Annotated in this window: 12 protein-coding genes and 3 pseudogenes; 4 read left to right on the top strand and 11 right to left on the bottom strand. The window is 69.8% G+C overall.

Features of this window, described 5'->3' with window-relative positions:
* The first annotated feature begins 169 nt into the window (after nucleotides 1–169).
* On the top strand, nucleotides 170–481 hold the full coding sequence (locus ABEA26_RS36335; RefSeq protein WP_425587838.1) for a LysR family transcriptional regulator: 312 nt from the start codon (nucleotides 170–172) through the stop codon (nucleotides 479–481).
* A gap of 375 nt (nucleotides 482–856) precedes the next feature.
* On the opposite strand, the pseudogene ABEA26_RS14345 reads toward ABEA26_RS36335, so the two are convergent.
* From ABEA26_RS14345 to ABEA26_RS14325, 5 genes and pseudogenes are all read right to left on the bottom strand, one after another.
* Nucleotides 857–2,232, bottom strand: a pseudogene (locus tag ABEA26_RS14345) (IS1380 family transposase).
* Nucleotides 2,233–2,532: 300 nt separating this feature from the next.
* On the bottom strand, nucleotides 2,533–5,133 hold the full coding sequence (locus ABEA26_RS14340) for a hypothetical protein (protein ID WP_345592516.1): 2,601 nt from the start codon (nucleotides 5,131–5,133) through the stop codon (nucleotides 2,533–2,535).
* A complete protein-coding gene (locus ABEA26_RS14335) occupies nucleotides 5,133–5,813 on the bottom strand; it encodes an ABC transporter ATP-binding protein (RefSeq protein ID WP_345592514.1) in 681 nt (226 codons plus the stop codon). The genes ABEA26_RS14340 and ABEA26_RS14335 overlap by 1 nt, the downstream gene beginning before the upstream one ends.
* A gap of 29 nt (nucleotides 5,814–5,842) precedes the next feature.
* Nucleotides 5,843–6,208: a hypothetical protein gene (locus ABEA26_RS14330; RefSeq protein ID WP_345592512.1), complete on the bottom strand. Its 366-nt coding sequence runs from the start codon at nucleotides 6,206–6,208 to the stop codon at nucleotides 5,843–5,845.
* 450 nt (nucleotides 6,209–6,658) lie between these two features.
* Nucleotides 6,659–7,195: pseudogene (locus tag ABEA26_RS14325) on the bottom strand (transposase); the annotation flags it as partial.
* A gap of 148 nt (nucleotides 7,196–7,343) precedes the next feature.
* Here ABEA26_RS14325 and ABEA26_RS14320 point away from each other — a divergent pair.
* Both ABEA26_RS14320 and ABEA26_RS14315 read left to right on the top strand, forming a co-directional pair.
* Nucleotides 7,344–8,123 carry a class I SAM-dependent methyltransferase gene (locus ABEA26_RS14320; RefSeq protein ID WP_345592510.1) on the top strand — a complete coding sequence of 260 codons (780 nt, stop codon included), beginning with the start codon at nucleotides 7,344–7,346 and terminating at the stop codon, nucleotides 8,121–8,123.
* 131 nt (nucleotides 8,124–8,254) lie between these two features.
* A pseudogene (locus tag ABEA26_RS14315) lies at nucleotides 8,255–8,476 on the top strand (transposase family protein); the annotation flags it as partial.
* A 204-nt stretch (nucleotides 8,477–8,680) separates the two neighbouring features.
* Here ABEA26_RS14315 and ABEA26_RS14310 read toward each other — a convergent pair.
* The 6 genes from ABEA26_RS14310 to ABEA26_RS14285 all read right to left on the bottom strand — a co-directional run bounded on the left by ABEA26_RS14310 (nucleotide 8,681) and on the right by ABEA26_RS14285 (nucleotide 14,908).
* Nucleotides 8,681–9,361 (bottom strand): N-acetylmannosamine-6-phosphate 2-epimerase, encoded by a 681-nt coding sequence (locus tag ABEA26_RS14310; protein WP_345592508.1) that lies wholly within the window; start codon nucleotides 9,359–9,361, stop codon nucleotides 8,681–8,683.
* The gene (locus ABEA26_RS14305; RefSeq protein ID WP_345592506.1) at nucleotides 9,358–10,305 is read right to left on the bottom strand and encodes an ROK family protein; all 948 of its coding nucleotides are present in this window, start codon (nucleotides 10,303–10,305) and stop codon (nucleotides 9,358–9,360) included. The genes ABEA26_RS14310 and ABEA26_RS14305 overlap by 4 nt, the downstream gene beginning before the upstream one ends.
* The gene (locus ABEA26_RS14300; RefSeq protein ID WP_345592504.1) at nucleotides 10,302–11,261 is read right to left on the bottom strand and encodes a dihydrodipicolinate synthase family protein; all 960 of its coding nucleotides are present in this window, start codon (nucleotides 11,259–11,261) and stop codon (nucleotides 10,302–10,304) included. The genes ABEA26_RS14305 and ABEA26_RS14300 overlap by 4 nt, the downstream gene beginning before the upstream one ends.
* A gap of 137 nt (nucleotides 11,262–11,398) precedes the next feature.
* Nucleotides 11,399–12,871, bottom strand: a complete 1,473-nt coding sequence (locus ABEA26_RS14295; protein ID WP_345592502.1) for an exo-alpha-sialidase — start codon at nucleotides 12,869–12,871, stop codon at nucleotides 11,399–11,401.
* A gap of 26 nt (nucleotides 12,872–12,897) precedes the next feature.
* Nucleotides 12,898–13,914 (bottom strand): acetylxylan esterase, encoded by a 1,017-nt coding sequence (locus ABEA26_RS14290; RefSeq protein WP_345592500.1) that lies wholly within the window; start codon nucleotides 13,912–13,914, stop codon nucleotides 12,898–12,900.
* Nucleotides 13,915–14,188: 274 nt separating this feature from the next.
* Entirely contained in the window at nucleotides 14,189–14,908 is a 720-nt protein-coding gene (locus ABEA26_RS14285; protein ID WP_345592498.1) for a FadR/GntR family transcriptional regulator, read from the bottom strand.
* Nucleotides 14,909–15,124: 216 nt separating this feature from the next.
* Here ABEA26_RS14285 and ABEA26_RS14280 point away from each other — a divergent pair, with 216 nt between their 5' ends.
* Entirely contained in the window at nucleotides 15,125–16,678 is a 1,554-nt protein-coding gene (locus tag ABEA26_RS14280) for an ABC transporter substrate-binding protein (RefSeq protein ID WP_345592496.1), read from the top strand.
* The last annotated feature ends 101 nt before the right edge of the window (nucleotides 16,679–16,779 follow it).

Raw genomic sequence — 16,779 nt, 5'->3', positions numbered from 1 at the left:
AAGGAGTTGCTTACGTGAATTGTCTTCCTAAGACCGCTTGGCCTCCGACTTGGTTGGAGTTCACAAAGACAGCGTGTCCGGTCAGCTCCAACGGTGGGGCATCCCGCGACGCCCCGAGGGCCCCTATTCGAATCCCTTTGCCTCACTGAATGTCACTCTCTCGCCTGCAATGCATCGTCTGAGCAGAACTCGAAATTGCCTGACACGGCTACGCAACCTCCTGCACATACCCGGGCACCCCAGCATCACGGCTGCCGCGAAATCGCTCGACATCCCTCCAACCACCCTCCGCAGACAGCTTCGAAGCATCGAAGCTGTCCTGGGCGCCACCGTGATCGCACACACCAACCCGCTGTCGATCGTTCCGTCGGGAGCTGCCTTCTTCGATGAGGCGCGTCAGCTCATTGCCCTTCTCGACAACAGAGCGAACCGACGCCGGTCCGGCTCGGTTAGCGAGGCTGGAGATCCCCAAGCCTTTTGAAAGCTCCGCAGTGAACGCACGCTTGCCGGCCGCGGTCCCCATCGTGGCCGATGAGGCGCCGGTGGAGTGAGGACCTGCGTCGGCGCGGCGTGTCGCGGTTTCCCACGAAATCCGGTGGAGTCTCAGCGGCCGGAAGTGGTTGAGTCCTGCTCAATGCTTCGCTGACACGGCCCGGCACAGTGCGAGGCGCAAGGTCCGAATCGTAGGCGCGGTTAGCCTCGATCTTTCTTGATGTTCGCCGACTCCGTCGGCGGACCGTCTCGTTGCGGGTGGGGAAGGCTGGGCAGGTTGAGGGCCCGAGTGTCGTCCCGGGGTGGCGCCGGGCTCCACTGCTCCGGTATCGGGCTGTCGTCGTAGGGGCGAAATATCTGCTGGTCAGCCGGGGTTCGGCAGGAGCGCGAGCCGTTCGAGGGCTGCGGTGATCTCGCCGGTCCAGGGCCAGTGCCGGGCGAGGCGGAGGATCCGCCGGCGGCCGGTGGTCACGAGTTGTCCGGCCGCAGTGAACAGCCGGAAGCGCAGGCGGCGGGGTTCCCAGAGTCTGGCCCCGCCGGTCAGGGCGAGCATCGGCATCCAGGCCAGGAGATCGAGGGCAGTCTGCACGATCTCCAGCCAGACCTTGTTCTGGGCTGTGGAGTGCAGGGGCAGGTCGCGCAGGCCGGTGGCCCGGGCGGCGCGGATGCGATCCTCGGCGCGGGCACGCAGCCGGTGACGAGTTCGAGTTCGGCGATCGGCCGGTCGGGGGTGTTGGTCGCGAAGCAGGTGATCCGCATGCCGTCCGCGTCGGTGATCCGCAACTGGGCTCCGGGATGAGGCCGTTCCTTGCGGACGATTAGCCGCATGCCTTTCGGCCAGCCGTCCAGGAGCCCGCCGGTGAGTTCGGCGACCCAGGCACCGTCACGGACCGAGCCGTCGGTCTCGACGGCCGGGGTCCACGCTTGGGCGGGGGTCTTCAGGACGTGTTCGTGGACCTGCCCGGTGACCGTCATGCCGACCGAGTAGGACAGCCACCGTCCTCGCCTGGCGCGCCAGGACAGGAACTCCCGGGTGCCGTCGGCGGAGTCCGTGCGGATCAGCGTCTGCCGCCCTCGCCGGTAGTGCTTCGGCAGCTGGGCGAGGGCCAGCCGGGCGGTGGTGATGTGGTCGGCGACCGTGTTCGAGCCTGCGTTCCCCGGCCTGAGGAGCGCGGCGACCGGTTCTCCGGTTCCGCCCGGGCCGTGGTCGACGAAGGCGGTGAGCGGGTGATGGCCGTAGGTCTTCTTCCAGGTCGCTGCCGCGTCCTCCTTGTCCGAGTGGGCGATCACGAGGACTCCGTCGAGGTCGACGGTGACCTGGCCGTCTGTGTCCGGGGCGTGTCTGCCGGCCAACGACCAGATTCGGTTGCGGACTTCGGCCCGTGCGGACCTGACGGCCTGCAGGGCCTTTTCGCCGGAGGCGGCGAGGGTGTCGATCAGGCGGGAGACGGTCGGGTCGGAGGCGACCGGGCCGAAGACGGCCGGCTCGGCCCGCAGCATCGCGACGTCCGCGAGGCAGTCCCCGCCCAGCGCGACCGCCAGGGCGACATCCAGGAGGATCTTGCCGGGATCGTGAACGGCCCGCGGCTTGCGCCATGGAGCCAGAGCCCGGGATATCGCCTGGTCGAGACCGGTCTTGCAGGCCGTTTCGACGAGGCGAACCGACCCGGCCTGGGACACGACCTGGCGGCCATCGTCCTGAACATGGACACGGGGATAGGTCCCGATAGAGTTCTTCACCTGGGAAGTGCCTCCGACGATGGCAGGAACAGGGACCTCGGCAATCCCCATTCTTGCTCGTCAGAGCAACTTTCTGCTTTCCTGACCGCCTCTCAGCAAGCCAGGTCAGGTGTCGCCCAACCCTGCAGCAGTCCCGATCGTCCTGGTGCGCTATCGCACCAGGACGACGGTTCCACGGGGGACGAGCTGCCCCGGGCCCGCGTCGGCGCTGCACCGGCTACTGCTGTGACCGCATGGGTCCGCCGGGCCGGTGGTCGCTTCGCTCACCCTGAGAACGATCCATGATGGACGACGCTGCCCCTACCGGCGTAGAGCGAGCGTCGATCGGGTTGCGGCGAGTACGGAGGCCAGGCCGAGAGTGGCGAGGAGCAGGCTCATCTGTCCCCAGGGAATGCTGAGTTGGAAGTCGGTGATCTGGGTGGCCAGAGCCACGGTCGGGACGATGGCGATGAAGAGCCCGAGGAGAGTGGCGGTGCCCAGAAGCAGGGCGTACTGCCAGAGGATGATGTGGCGGCCCCAGGACGGCGGGATGCCGAGCGCGATGAGGCTGTCGATGTAGGTCTTCAGTGCTCGGGTCTGGCCGCGGAGCGCGGTGAGGACGGTGGTGAGCGCAAGCAGGGCCAAGGCCGCGGCGGAGACGTAGAGCGCTGTATCCGGGACCGGTGGTTCTGGCTCGACATGGATGTAGGCGGCGCGCGCGTCGATCGCGTGGTCCTGGAGAATCTGTTGCACGCGCGCGTCCTGGCCGTCGTCGGCGTCCGCGACCATGATCGGGCCCCGCACGGCGATGGGGAGGTCAAGGCGGCGGGCGGTGTCGACGAGAAGGATCCCGTCCGTGCCGGCGCGCCAGCCCGTGGGTGCCAGTTCCAGTGGCTTGGAGGGCAGGGGAGGGGTTTTGCTGAGGATGCGGTCGTCCTCAGCCACCACAAGTCGGGTCGGCTGTCCTTCGGGGGGCGGGGCGTTGTCGCGGTCCGCCCAGACCAGGAGGCCGCCGCGGTTGAGCAGCGCACGCTGGTCGGCGGTAAGGGGGCGGCCGGTCAGGACGGGGACGTCGTCGGGTGAGTCAACGGCTAGGATGCCGCCGTCGTTGCCTTGGCGAGTTGTGCTGGGGACGGGGCCGGTTTCGTCCACGGACTCCTTCGAGAGGCGGTGGAGTTCCACCTGGGGAAGGCCTTCGAGAACTTTGCTCTCCTTGAGCACGGTGAGCACCCGCTCGGGTGGTGCGAAGGCGCTGCTGGCCCGGTGCGCCAGTAGTACCTGGCCGGGCAGGACCTCCGGTTGCACGGTGTTCTCGCTGCTGCGGATCAGGGTGTCGAGAAGGGCGAGCATGCCCAGGCTGGCGCCGATGATCACGGTAAGGACGGCGAGGGCGGCCTGTGCCCGCCTTCGGTCGGCCTGCAGTTGACGGCGGGCCAGCCTGCGGCGGGCGTCACGCTCCGTGAGCAGGCGGGTCGCGAGTCCGAAGAACTCCGGCAACGTCAGCACCACCGCGGCCGTGATCAGGGCGGTCAGGAACATGCCCTCGGACGGGGTGTCGAGGCGTGTCGCCGTGTAGACCATGCAGACGCACCAGACGCCCAGCGCGGCCAGCTGGCGGACGTCGCGGACAACCGTCGCGGCACTCTTCTTGCGGAGATTCTTCGCCTGCGGCTGGTGTGCCGGTGACGTGGTGGTGGGGTGAGGCTGCTCACTGCGTGTCCGGCGGGCCAGGAGCAGTCCCGCGCCGGTCAGCACTCCGGTTGCCGCGACCAGAGCGAGGAGCTGCGTAGCAGCGTCTGTGATTCCTTCGACATCTCCCGCCGGCCGGTCTTGCAGGTGCGCCAGGAGAGGTCGTAGGGCCCAGCCGGTGGCAACTCCGGCGGCGGCACCGGCGGTAGCTGCCGCCAGGCACCATGCCACGCAGGCGAAGCTCACGGCCGCTACCGTGGTGGCGGGTCGCAGCCCCAAGGAGACCATGGTCTCCGTGGTGCGCCGCAGGCGTCGGTCGACGAGCCCGAACATCAGCAGCACTGCGCCGATGGGGACCAGAACGGCGGGGATGGTGTATCCGGCGGGGGACTTCTCGATCCAGTAATCGGCTGCTTTGGTCTCCAGCTGTGCCCGAAGGATCGGCGGGCCGGGCAGAAGTTCCGGTCCGCCCTTGGCCTCCTGTGAGCCGGAGCCATCGCTGTACGGCGTAAGCGTCTTGGTTACCGCGTCCATGACGGCTTGTTCTGGACCCCCGGTCCACAGCAGGTAGGGCTGTGCGGCCAGGGAGGGGTAGCCCTCAGCGAGTTTCGGGTCCAGACTGCTCCACGTGCCTGGCGCGGCGAGCAGGGCCGAGGTGTTCGCGTAGTGGTTGTCTGCGACGCCCACCACGCGCAGCCGAACGTCACCGAGCACGGTGAGCGTCTGGCCGGGCGCGGCTTTGACGTCCCCGGGGTCGGTCACAACGATCTCGCCCGGCTGTTGCGGCCAGTGCCCGGCCGTCAACTCGTACATATCTGGGTACGGGTTGGGCGTCCACTGCCCCTCCAGCAGGGTCACGTTCCGTGCCGGAGTGACGGCGAGCTGCACGTCGAGTGCGGTGAGGAAGGCGGCGGACTCGTTCGCACCGGCCTGCTGAGCCGCCCCGGCCATGGCTGGGGCCGGCGTCTTACTGCCGGGGGGAAGCGTCATCTCAGCGCTCGCGAGAGCGTCGAAACGGCCCAAGTCGCGATCGGCCTCCTGAGCACCTGAGAGTGACAACGTCGACAACGCGATGAACATGGCCATCGTGAACAGACCCGCCACGAACACCGTTGAAGAGGCACCGATCCATTGGCCCGGGCGCCGGCCCAGCCGCCATGCCAGCCGTGCCGCGAGCCGTGGCTGCGGCAGGACCGATGTGCCCTTATCTGCCTGCTTCGGCTGCCGCGCCATCAGCGGTGTTCCAGGCGGCCGTCGACGACTTCGTAAACCGAGTCGGCGAACTCCCGGCAGCGGGGATCGTGGGAGCAGACCACTGCCAGCACCCCCTCGTCGGACAACTTCCGCAGCAGCGTGAACATCTCCCTCGTAGCGGCCGAATCCAGCGCTCCTGTCGGCTCGTCCGCCAGGAGCACGGCGCGGTCACCGGCCAGCGCGCGGGCAATACCCACCCGCTGCCGCTGACCGCCGGACAGCTGACCTGGAAGTCGGTCCTCCAGCCCGGCCAGGCCCACGCGGGCCAATTGGGCGACAGCCTCCGCACGGGCAGCAGAGGACGTATCCCCGCGCGCCTCCAGCGGCAACGCAACGTTCTCGGCGGCGGTGAACTCCTCCACCAACTGGTGGTGCTGGAAGACCACGCCGACGGCATCCAACCGCAGCCGCGCGCGCCGGGCCTCATCCGCCGCACCGACGTCGACACCGGCGACCTGGATGTCACCGGTATCGGCGACATCCAGGCCGGCCAGCAGGTTCAGCAGGGTCGACTTCCCGGAGCCGCTCGCCCCGTACACGCAGACGAACTCGCCCGCGCTGGCGGTGAAGTTCACCTCCCGTGCGGCCCACACCGTTTCCACTGCCGATCGGTAGGCTTTACACAGGTCGCGCGTTTGGATCAGCGGTGCTCCGGTCATGTCGTCAGTCCTTCTGCTCTCTGAGCGGTTTAGCAGCCGTACCTGGTTCGCCACGAGCTGACCTCGTCGCTGTTCAGCGGCGAGACGTTGTTGTCATTGGCTTCCTTAGCCATGCCCTGCCTGTCGCCGGTGCCGTTCCTGGCGCCGTACATGCAGCCCTCGTGGGTGCCCGACTCGTTGGACCACGAGTCCATCGCGTTGTCCTCGTCGCCGCTCAGATTGACGAGCGTGCTGCTGCCGTGGTACCGCTCGTCGAGCATCCACTGGTAGTCGTTGTTGCCCCACAGGCACATGTTGTTGTTGTTGCAGTCGCTTATCGCCGCATTGGCCACGGGCGTGACCATCAGGGCGGAGCCGACGAGCATGACGGTAGCGATAGCCTTCTTGATCTTCACGTGCTCTCGATTCCCGACATTGCACGTACACAGGCACCTCGGGATCACGCCGTCAGGCAAGCCGCGTTGCACAGCACGAACGCCTCGTCCGTACCGGCAGAAACTTCCCCCCCAGGTGCTTGCAAGATCGGATACAATCACGTAGCGGAGCAGTTCGACAACGCTCAGTTTCAGACAGCGCGACGCAAAGGGACCGTAGCAACTACGCGCCCCTGCCAGGCTTCACCCAGTGGCCGCTCTTCGCCTGACCCTCGGAACGGACCACCGGACGACCTGCCAGTAAACGCCGACGTGTGAAATGCCCCGGTTCACGCCTACATAACACCAGCGACCACAGGCCAATTCTTGCGCGGTGTTGCATTATCGCCGACGGACTTGGCACGGCCTTTCAATTGCGCAAGCGAGGGGGCGAATAGCCGCCCCTTGGGCGCTCAACGGTATCGGCGTTCAGGCGGAGGCCGGAACCTTCAGCACGTGGCTGTGGGCCTGTTCGGTGACAGCCATGCCGACGGTGTAGGACAGCCACCTCCCGCGCTGTGTGAGCCCGGTGAGGAAGGTATGGATGCCGCCGGCGGAGGTACCCGCGCCGGTACTCCTTCGGCAACTGCGCCAGGGCCAGCCGGGTGGCGGTGACGTGGGTGGTGGCCGTACGTCCGCTTCCACGTGGATGCGGCGTCCTCCTTCTCGGAATGCGCGATCACCGGCACCCCGTCGGGTCCGAGGCGGCCCGAATACAGTCGGCTCGGCCCGCAGCATGCCGACATCCGCGAGGCAGTCCCCGCCCAAGGCCACAGCCAGGGCGACGCCCAGGAGGACCTTGCCCGGGTCATGGACGGCCCGCGGCTTGCGCCACGGCATCAGCGCTGCGGATATCGCGGTGTCCAGGCGGGCCTTGCGGACGGTCTCGACCAGCAGCACGCTCCCGGCCTGGGAGACCACCGCCCGGCCGCCTCCCCCGCTGCGGGCCCGCGGGCAGGACCCGATAATTTTTCACCTGGAGAGTGCTTCTTCCGTGCAGCTGACAGGACCCTAGACAAGTCCCATCGTTACAGGTCAGGAGCATCTCCGCTTATTCGATCAAGCCTCGGACAGCGTCCCCATGAAAGCGCGAGGTTAGCCCGCGTGTCGTCGAGTGATGGAGGTTGTCGCGGTGGCTGGTTATGGGGCGCTTTCCGACGTATACGAGTGGCTGATCGGGGACGACAGGCTGACCCCCGCCAAGGCAGCCGCGGTTTACTACAGCGATGTCGTGGGCTCTCTGCCGCCCAACGCGCGCGTCCTCGACTGCGCGTGTGGAACCGACCAGCTCGCCGTCGGTCTCGCGAGTCTTGGCCTTGACGTGGTCGCCGCAGACGCCAGCAGCGGGATGGTTCGCCGGACCGAGAAGGCCGCCGACGAGCAGGGTGTCTCGCTTCGGGCGCTCCGCGCGAACTGGGACGAGCTGCCCGACCACCTGGAGGACTCCACGTTCGACCTGGTGTTCTGCGTCGGCAACTCGCTCGGACACGCCGAGGGCGCAGCCGGGCGCCTGACCGCACTGGAAGCGATGTCGCGGCTGCTGAATCCGGGCGGACGCCTTGTGCTCCACTCACGCAACTGGGAGCTCGTGCGCTCCGCCGGCTCACGGGTAGACGTCCGTGATCGACTCATCCGCCGCGACGAACGCGATGCGGTCGTCAGCTACTACTGGCAGATCGAGCAGCGCTGGGAGCAGGAACACTTCCTCGAGATCGTGGTCGCCCAGATCGAGCCGGGTGGGGCAGTGCGAGCCTGCTCGGAGCGGTTGTCCGTCTGGCCCTACCGGTACGAGGACCTCGTGACGCAGTTGCGGAGTGTCGGGCTCACGATGCAGTCCACCACTTTCGACCCCGAGAGCGATGGATACCTGGTGGTCGCCAGCCGCGACCAGGCATGAGGCACGTCTGAGCCAGCGCGCTGATCCGCCTTTCGTCGTTGTCGTTGTCGTTGCCGACCGACCGGCTCGCGACCGCCTGCAGCGGGTTCTTCGCGAAGTGTTCAGCGCTTGAAGCAGTTACCGCGGGCGCGGTCCTCGCCGTGCTGGCTTCCGACCTGCGGACCGCGACCTGCACCGCCTCCACCAAGGCGTTCGTGATCCTGGACGACACGCTGTTGCCGATCGACCGAATCGCGGCCGACCGGCCCTTCTACTCTGGGAAACATGAGAAGCACGGCATGAACGTGCAGATCATCACCGCTCCCGCCGAGCGACTGGTGTGGGCATCGCCTGCACTACCCGGCGCGGTCCACCTTCACTCTGTGTTATCGATCAGACTGAAAGGAGGCTGCCGATTGCTCAGCATCGACCGACGCCTTCACTGCTCAATGCACCTGGATTGCGGCGTTTCCGCAGGAACCCGTGCTCACGCAGTTGCGGAACCTACACCGAGGGCGGAGGGGGAGTGCGTGAGGGGCGGGGGACGCGATGTCCCCCCGCCCCTCGCGCGTGCAGGGTCAGGGCGTGAGGCCCTCGACGAACACGCGGGTGAGCACGGTCGGCGCGGTGATGGCGGTACCGACGACGACACCGTGCGCGCCCACCGCGAGCGCCCGGGCCGCCTGTTCCGGCGTCGCGATCCGGCCCTCGGCGATCACCGGGGTGGTCAGCGCGGCCGCGAGGTCGGCCACGAGGGCCAGGTCCGGGGCGGTCTGCACCGGGGAACCCGGCACGTAGCCGGACAGGGTGGTGCCGATGAGGTCGGCGCCCCGGCCGGCGGCGGCGACCCCCTCGTCGAACGTCGACACGTCGGCCATGACCTGGGCGCCCGCCGCGTGGACGGCCTCGACGAGATCGGCGAAGGTACTGCCGTCGGGACGCGGGCGCGCGGTGGCGTCGGCCGCGACGACCGCGGCACCGGCCTCCACGAGGGCGAGCGCGTGGCGCACGGTCGGGGTGATGAAGACGCCGCTGTCGCCGTCCTTCCACAGGCCGATCACCGGAAGGTCGACGGCCGCGACGGTGGCCGCGACGACCTCCGGGTCGTTGACGCGCACGGCCGCCGCGCCGCCTGACCGCGCCGCGAGGGTCATGCGGACCAGGGTGTCGGTGTGGCGCATCGGGTCGCCGGGCGGCGCCTGGCAGGACACGATCAGGCGGGCCTTGAGGGCGTCGGCCAGGGACGGGGCCGAGGTCATGGACGGACTCCAGTGGTGAGGGGGTCGTGCAGGGGCAGGGTGCGGGTCAGTTCGGCCGCGCCGAGGACCGCGGCGTCGGCGCCGCCGTTCGGCGCGGCGGGGCGCAGTGCGCGCAGCGGAAGCATGAGCTCCGCCGCGAACGCCGCGCACAGGGCCTCCCAGTACGGGGCACCTATCCCGGGTACGCCGCCGGCGACGACGACGCGGTGCGGGCCGAGCGCGTTGGCGAGGCCACCGAGGGCGCGGCCGACCGCCCGGGCGCCGAGCGTGATGGCGGACCTGGCGTGCGCGTCGCCGTGGGCCGCGCGCTCGGCGACGGTCTGGAGGCGGTCGGCGCTTTCCCCGCTGATCCGTCCGTAGTGCGCGGTGATGGCGGGGCCCGCCGCGATCGCCTCCAGGTGGCCGGTGGCGCCGCAGGTGCAGGGCAGCCCGGTCGCCTCGGGGCTCGGCAGGTGCCCGAGGTGGCCCGCGATGCCGGCCGCGCCGTGCAGCATGCGGCCGCCGGCGGCGACGGCGCCGCCGACTCCGGTGCCGACGGCGGCGTAGACGAAGGTGCCGTCGGCGCCCAGCCCGGCGAGTTCCGTCGCCGCGGCCGCGCGTACGTCGTTGTCGCAGGCCACGGGGAGGCCCGTACGGGTGGCGAGACCGGTGGCCAGGGCGGTGCCGGCCCAGCCGCGGATCGTGTCGGTGGCGCTGGTGACGGTCCCGGCGGCGGGGTCGATCACGCCGGCCGCCGCGACGCCGATCGCGGCGGCGCCCGGCGCCCACACCGCGCGGGCGGCCTGGGCCAGCGCGTCGAGCACCGCGTCCGCGCCGCTCGTCGCCGGGGTGGGCAGGGTGCGCCGGGCCAGGACCGTGCCGTCGGTCCCGACCAGGGCGGCGGCGATCTTCGTGCCGCCCAGGTCGAGGCCGATCACCGGCGCGTCGCGGTGACGTCGGGTCATCGGGCCGGCAGCAGTCCGGCACCGCGCAGGTGCCGCTCGACGTGGGCGACCGAGTCGTCGCCCAGCTGGATCTGCGGTGCGGCGGTGGTGCCGTGCGTGAACACCCCGAGCAGCCGCAGCGCGTGTTTGAAGGCGCCGATGGCCGAGGAGTTGCGGCCCATCTCTGCCTCCGGGCCGGCGTCGACCAGGCCGAACAGCTCGACGAGCCGCTCCTGTTCCCTCACGGCGCCGTCCAGGTCGCCGCCGCGCACGGCGTCGTAGAGGCGCACATAACCCGCGGGGTCCACGTTGCCCAGGCCGGGGACGACGCCGTCGGCGCCGGCCAGCAGGGCGGCGTCCACGGTGATTTCGGAGCCGGTGAGGATGCTGAAGGAGGGTGCCGGGCCGTCGGCGCGCCCGTGGCGTCCGCCGAGTTCGACGAGGAGCCTGCGCAGCCCGCCCTCGTCGCCGCTGCTGTCCTTGAGGCCGGCCAGCGTGCCGTCCTCGGCCAGTTCGCGCACCAGGGCGGCGGACAGCTTGCTGTGGACGGAGACGGGGAGGTCGTAGGCGTACAGGGGGAGGTCGACGGCCGAGCGGACCGTGCGGAAGTGGGCGGCGATCTCGCGGGGGTGGGTGCGGGCGTAGAAGGGCGCGGTGGCCACGAGGGCGTCGGCGCCCGTCTTCCGGGCGGCATCCGCGTGTTCCAGCACCCGGGGGGTGGTCATGTCGATGACGCCGGCGAGTACGGGCACGCGTCCCGCGGCGGCCTCGACGACCGTCTCCAGGGCCACGGCCCGCTGCCGGTCGGTGAGGAAGGCGACCTCGCTGCTGGAGCCCAGGGCGAACAGCCCGTGCACTCCCCCGCTGACGAGGTGCTCGACGAGCCGGGCGAGCGAGGCGGTGTCGACCTCGCCCGACGCATCCAGGGGGGTGCAGACGGGCGGCACGACGCCGCTCAGGGGCTGGGACGAGGACATGGTGTCTCCTGGGCTGTGCGAGTGGTGGTACGGGGTGGAACGTCGGTGGTCAAAGGGTGGAATGTCGGTGGTCAGGGGGTGGAACGGGCCGCCCGCCGTCGCGTCGGAGGCCGGCGTGCGGGCGGCCCGTGGTCGGGCTACGGCGCGGTGACGGTGAGCGTCGAGTCGCCGTAGGAGTGCTGGGAGCCGCGGGCCTGGTAGGTCGCGGTGGTCGCCACGCCGCCCGCGGTGGCGTCGGCGGGCACGGTGACGGGGATCCTGACGTCGGCGCCCTGGCCGGGCTCGAGCGCGGGCACGGTGGTGCTCGGGGCGCTCCAGCCCTGCGGCAGCTTCAGGGAGACCGAGCCGGAGGGGAGGTTCACGTCGTTCTGGCTGACGACGCGGACGGTGACGTCGGTGGTCTTCCCGGCGGGCAGGGAGGCGGGCGGGGTGACGGTGACGGGCGCGCAGACTCCGCCGAGCCATCCGAGGTCGAAGGACGAATAGGTGATGTGCCGGTAGTCGTCGCGCTCCCACAGCAGGCCCACGCGGGAGTTGGCGCCGGTGCCGTCGTCGAGCGGGGTGAGCGTGGAGTAGGCGGCCGAACCGGCCTCGACGGTCTTGCGGACGGGCCAGTTCTGCCCGTTGTCGCAGGACAGGCGGACAGTGAGGTTGCTGCGGCTGCCGGTGGTCGCGGTGTTGCTGAACAGCAGCCAGGAGGCGCGCGGGTGCGAGGCGGCCACGTCGGGCGCGAAGCGGGCGATGGAGCCGTTGTTCGCGGGGTCGGGCAGCTCGGTGTCCCTCTGGAAGGGAGTGTAGGTGACTCCGCCGTCCGTCGAGTAGGCGACCGTGCGGTGCGGCTTGGAGCGGTTGTTCAGCATGACGCGGCCGTCGGACAGCTCCACCGTCTTGTTCTCGTCGCCGCCGGGTCCGACCGGTTCGCCCATCTTCCAGGTGGTGCCGTGGTCGTCGCTGTAGGCGCTGACGGCGTAGTTGAGGCCGTTGTGGCGGATGGCGTACTGCTGGATGAGGCGGCCCTTGTGGGTGCCGTGCCGCAGCTGGATTCCCTCACCCGAGGCCGCGAACATGCCGGCCCAGGCCGGGTTCTTGATCTCGGCGGTGATCCGCTCGTGCTTCCAGGTCAGGCCGTCGTCGTCGGAGTAGCTGTAGTCGGCCTGGAGGACGTCGGGGTCACTCTCGTCGTTGCCGGTCGCCGAGCCGAAGAAGCCCTGGTTCACCGAGGCCGCGTAGAAGACGAAGATCCGTCCGGTCTCCCGGTCGACGAGGAGGCTGGGGTCGCCGAAGCCCTTGGGCGCCGCCTCCTTGCGGACGACCTGCTGGGCCTGCCAGGTGGTGCCGCCGTCGGTGCTGCGTCGCAGGACGACGCCGAGGTTGCCGGGCAGGTCGCCGAGGGTGGGGCGGGCGTCGTAGGCGGCGATCAGGGTGCCCTCGGCGGTGCGGGCGAGGGCGGGGATGCGGTAGTAGGGGGAGCCGGTACCTGCGGTGGCGATGTCCTGCGAGGTGAGGGTGCCGGCGGTCCCTGCCTCGGAGGCACCGTGGGCGGCGGGGGCCATGGCCCCCAGGGTGAGCAGGGAGGCGGTGCCGATGGTCAGAAGGACTCTTCGCTGCATGAACAGGCCTCTTCTCGGGTGAGGGGTCAGGCGAGTTGGGGGTCGTGCAGGGCGGAGAGAGCGGTGTGGGTGCCGGGTGGGGCCGGCAGCTCCCGCAGCCAGGCGAGTTGTTCGCGCCGATGGTGTCCGCCGCCGCCCTCGTGACCGTTGAACTCGTAGACGCGCAGGTCCTTGGGGCCCCCGTAGCGGTGGTAGGCCGCGAAGCACGTCGAGGGCGGGCAGATCTCGTCCATCATGGCGATGGAGAAGAGCGCCGGGGCCGTGGCGCGGGCGGCCAGCAGGGCGGCGTCCACATAGGACAGGGTCGTGAAGACGGTCTCGGTCCGGTCGCGGTGCAGGCGGAGGTACTCGGCGACCTCGGTGTAGGGCGGTTGGGCCGCGATGCGCGCCCCGCGCCGGATGTCGCACAGGTACGGGACGTCCGGCATCACGCCCGCCAGGCCCGGCACGAGCCCGGCGACGGCGAGGGCGATGCCGCCGCCCTGGCTGATACCGGTGACGACGACCCTGGCCGGGTCGACGGCCGGGTGCTCACGTACGGCCTCCACGCAGAGCACCGCGTCGGTGAACACGCGCCGGTAGTAGTGGTCGTGGGGGCTTTCGACGCCGCGGGTCAGGAAGCCGGGCACGGTGCCGTTCAGGGCGGCGGTGTCGGGGGTGTCCCCACCGGCGGTGGACCAGCCCTGGCCGCGCGTGTCCATGATGAAGTGCGCGTAGCCGGCGTTGGCCCAGAGCACCTGCTCGTGTGGCAGGCCGCGCCCGCGTCCGTAGCCGAGGAACTCCACGACGCAGCCGAGCGGTCCGTCGGCGCCGACGGGCAGGTGGAGCCAGCCCCGGACGGGCTCCCCGGCGAAGCCGGGCACGGTCGCGTCGTAGGTCGTGACTCCGGTGAGACCGCTGTCCACCGGGACGAAGAGGGGCGCGTCGCCGCCTGCCCGGGCCTCGCGCACGGTCCGGTCCCAGAAGGCGTCGAGGTCGGCGGGCTCGTCGAGGTCGGGCCGCAGTGCGAGGCACTCGGCGAGGGTGAGGTCCGTCAGTGGCATGAAGGGGCCCCGATGGGTGAGGCGTGCGCGCGGCGCAGCGCGGAGGTACGGAGAGGGCCGGTCGAGCCGGCACCCGCAAGAGCAGACGTCTGATGTCTGTTGCCCTGGGACACTAGAGATCCGGACGACGACCGTCAAGTACCCCTGTTCCGGCGGGACGTCGGCCGGTCACACGCACGACGCGGGCACTCCCGCACGGTGGGAGCGCCCGCGTCGCGGACCGGAGTCGGCCGATTCATCGACGGGAGTCGGTCGGCCCGTCGGCCGGAGTCGGTCAGCGTCGGGCGCGGGCCTCGGCGATTCTCAGTCGTACTGGCGCGTAGTGTTCGGTCAGCGCCAGTGCGAACTCGGCCGGATCACGGTCGGAAACGGCGTCCACGATGCGTTGGTGGTTGGCGATGGTGGCCGCCTCGTGCTCGTGCGTGAAGACGTCGAGGTGCGGCGCGACGATGACGTAGACGTCCCAGAAGGCCGTGGACAGCTGGCCGATGAGGTCGTTGCCGAGCGGAGCGAGGAGCAGGGTGTGGAAGGCGCGGTCAGCCTCGACGAAGCCGTGCCCCTCCCCGGCGCCGGCCCTGCGCATCTCGTCGACGTGGCTCCCGAGGCGGTCGATCTGCGCCTGGTCGAGGGACGAGACGAGACGTTCGGCCATGCCCCGCTCGAACAGCTCACGCACTTCGATCAGGTCGGACATGACCTGGAAGTCGTCGTCCGGGCTGAGCAGACCGCGGAAGGTGAGGCTCTCCACCAGGGCGGACAGGCTCAACCGCCCCACATAGGTGCCGTGTCCGTGCCGCACCTCGACGATGTCGAGCGCGGTGAGGATCCTGATCGCCTCCCGCACGCTGGAGCGGCTCGCGCCGAGCGCCTCGCACAGGGCGGGCTCGGTCGGCAGGGGATCCCCCGGACGCAGTTCGTTGCGCAGGATGTAGGCCTTGATTCCGTCGACGACCTCCTGCCGCAACGGTTGTCGTGCCGCTTTGGGCTCCGGCATCGTATGCCGAATCGCCCTTTGACCCACCGCCACCTCTTGACCCCTCTCCTTTGCCCAGCTACGTTCCCACACTACCAAGCATCAGACATCAGACGTCTGATGCACTGTCGGTGAGGCGCCGATCACACTCGCCTCCTCTCCCGCTCGACCCTCATCTCCCGCATGGAGGACTCCTTGTCCGCGCGCAGTGCAGCCGGCGTCGATCGCCGCACCTTCATGAGATACACCAGCGCCATCGGTGTGGCGACCGCCGTCACCGCGGGCCTGTCCGCCTGTGGAGGCCCGGCCTCGAGCGGAGACGGCAGCGGCGACTCGGGCAGTGGCAGCGACACCATCGAGGCCGGGCTCTCCTATCCCCTCTCCACGGGCTTCGACCCGATGATCACCTCGGGCGCGACCCCGTTCGCCGCGAACATGCACATCTTCGAGGGCCTGGTGGACCTCGACCCGGCCACGCTGGCGGCGCGGCCGACCCTGGCCACCGGGATGCCCAAGAAGATCAACGCGACCACGTACCGGGCCACCCTGCGGGAGGGGGCGACGTTCCACGACGGTTCGGCGGTCACCGCGGACGACGTGGTGTTCAGCTTCGAGCGCGTGCTGGACGAGAAGAACGCCTCGCTGATGGCGCAGTTCGTCCCGTTCATCGACAAGGTCACCGCGGTCGACACCTCGACGGTCGAGTTCAAGCTGAAGTACGCCTTCGCGCTCTTCCCGTCGCGCATATCCGTGGTGCGGATCGTGCCGAAGAAGATTGCCGGCGCCGACGCCAAGGCCTTCGACGCCAAGCCCGTCGGCTCGGGCCCGTACCGCTTCGTGTCGGCGGTCCGCGAGGACAAGATCGTCATGGAGGCGTACGACAAGTACAACGGCCCGCACCCGGCCAAGGCCAAGAAGATGGTCTGGCGTCTCATGTCCGACCCGTCCGCGCGGGTCAGCGCGCTCAAGTCCGGGCGGGTCCAGGCCATCGAGGACGTGCCCTACATCGACGTCAAGGGCTTCACCGGCAAGGACAAGGTGGAGTCCGTCCAGTCCTTCGGGCTGCTCTTCCTCATGTTCAACTGCGCCGACAAGCGTTTCGAGGACAAGCGGGTGCGGCAGGCCCTGCACTACGCGCTCGACACCGAGAAGATCATCTCCACGGCGCTGCTGGGCAACGCCGAGGCCGCCACCGGATACGTGCCGGCCACGCACCCCGATCACCAGAAGGCCGCCACCGTCTACCGGCACGACCCGGCCAGGGCCAAGAAGCTGCTCGCCGACGCGGGCGTGGGCAAGCTCTCCTTCACGCTGCTGCTCACCGACAACGGCTGGGTCAAGGACATCGCACCCCTGATCAAGGAGAGCTGGGCGGCGATCGGGGTCGACGCCCAACTGGACATCGCCCAGTCCGCGGCCCAGTACGCCAAGGTCGACAAGGGTGACTTCGACGCGCTGGCCGCGCCGGGCGACCCGTCCGTCTTCGGCAACGACGCCGACCTGCTGCTGCGCTGGTTCTACTACGGCTTCTGGCCGGAGAACCGCTACGGGTGGAAGGGCTCCGCGCCCTACAAGCAGACCAGGTCGCTGCTCGACAAGGCGGCGGCGGAGGCCGACGAGGCGAAGCGCAAGCGGCTGTGGAGCCAGGTCACCGACCTGGTCGCCGACGAGGCCGCCCTGTATCCGGTGCTGCACCGCAAGCTGCCCACCGCATGGCGGGACGGAACGCTGACCGGGTTCAAGCCGCTTCCCACCACCGGGCTGTCCTTCATCGACGTCGGCCGGGCATAGGGGGTGTCGTTCGGATCCTGCCGGGGGCGCGGGGCCCGGCACGCACATCTGCCGTGTCGGCGTCGGTTGCCAGGGCTTCGCCCTGCCGCTCCCCTCCGCCT

This window comes from Streptomyces marokkonensis (assembly GCF_039539045.1).
In the GTDB taxonomy this organism is placed as follows: Bacteria; Actinomycetota; Actinomycetes; order Streptomycetales; family Streptomycetaceae; genus Streptomyces; species Streptomyces marokkonensis.
The sequence above is the reverse complement of the archived record's forward strand: the minus strand, read 5'-3'. Positions and strand labels throughout refer to the sequence as shown.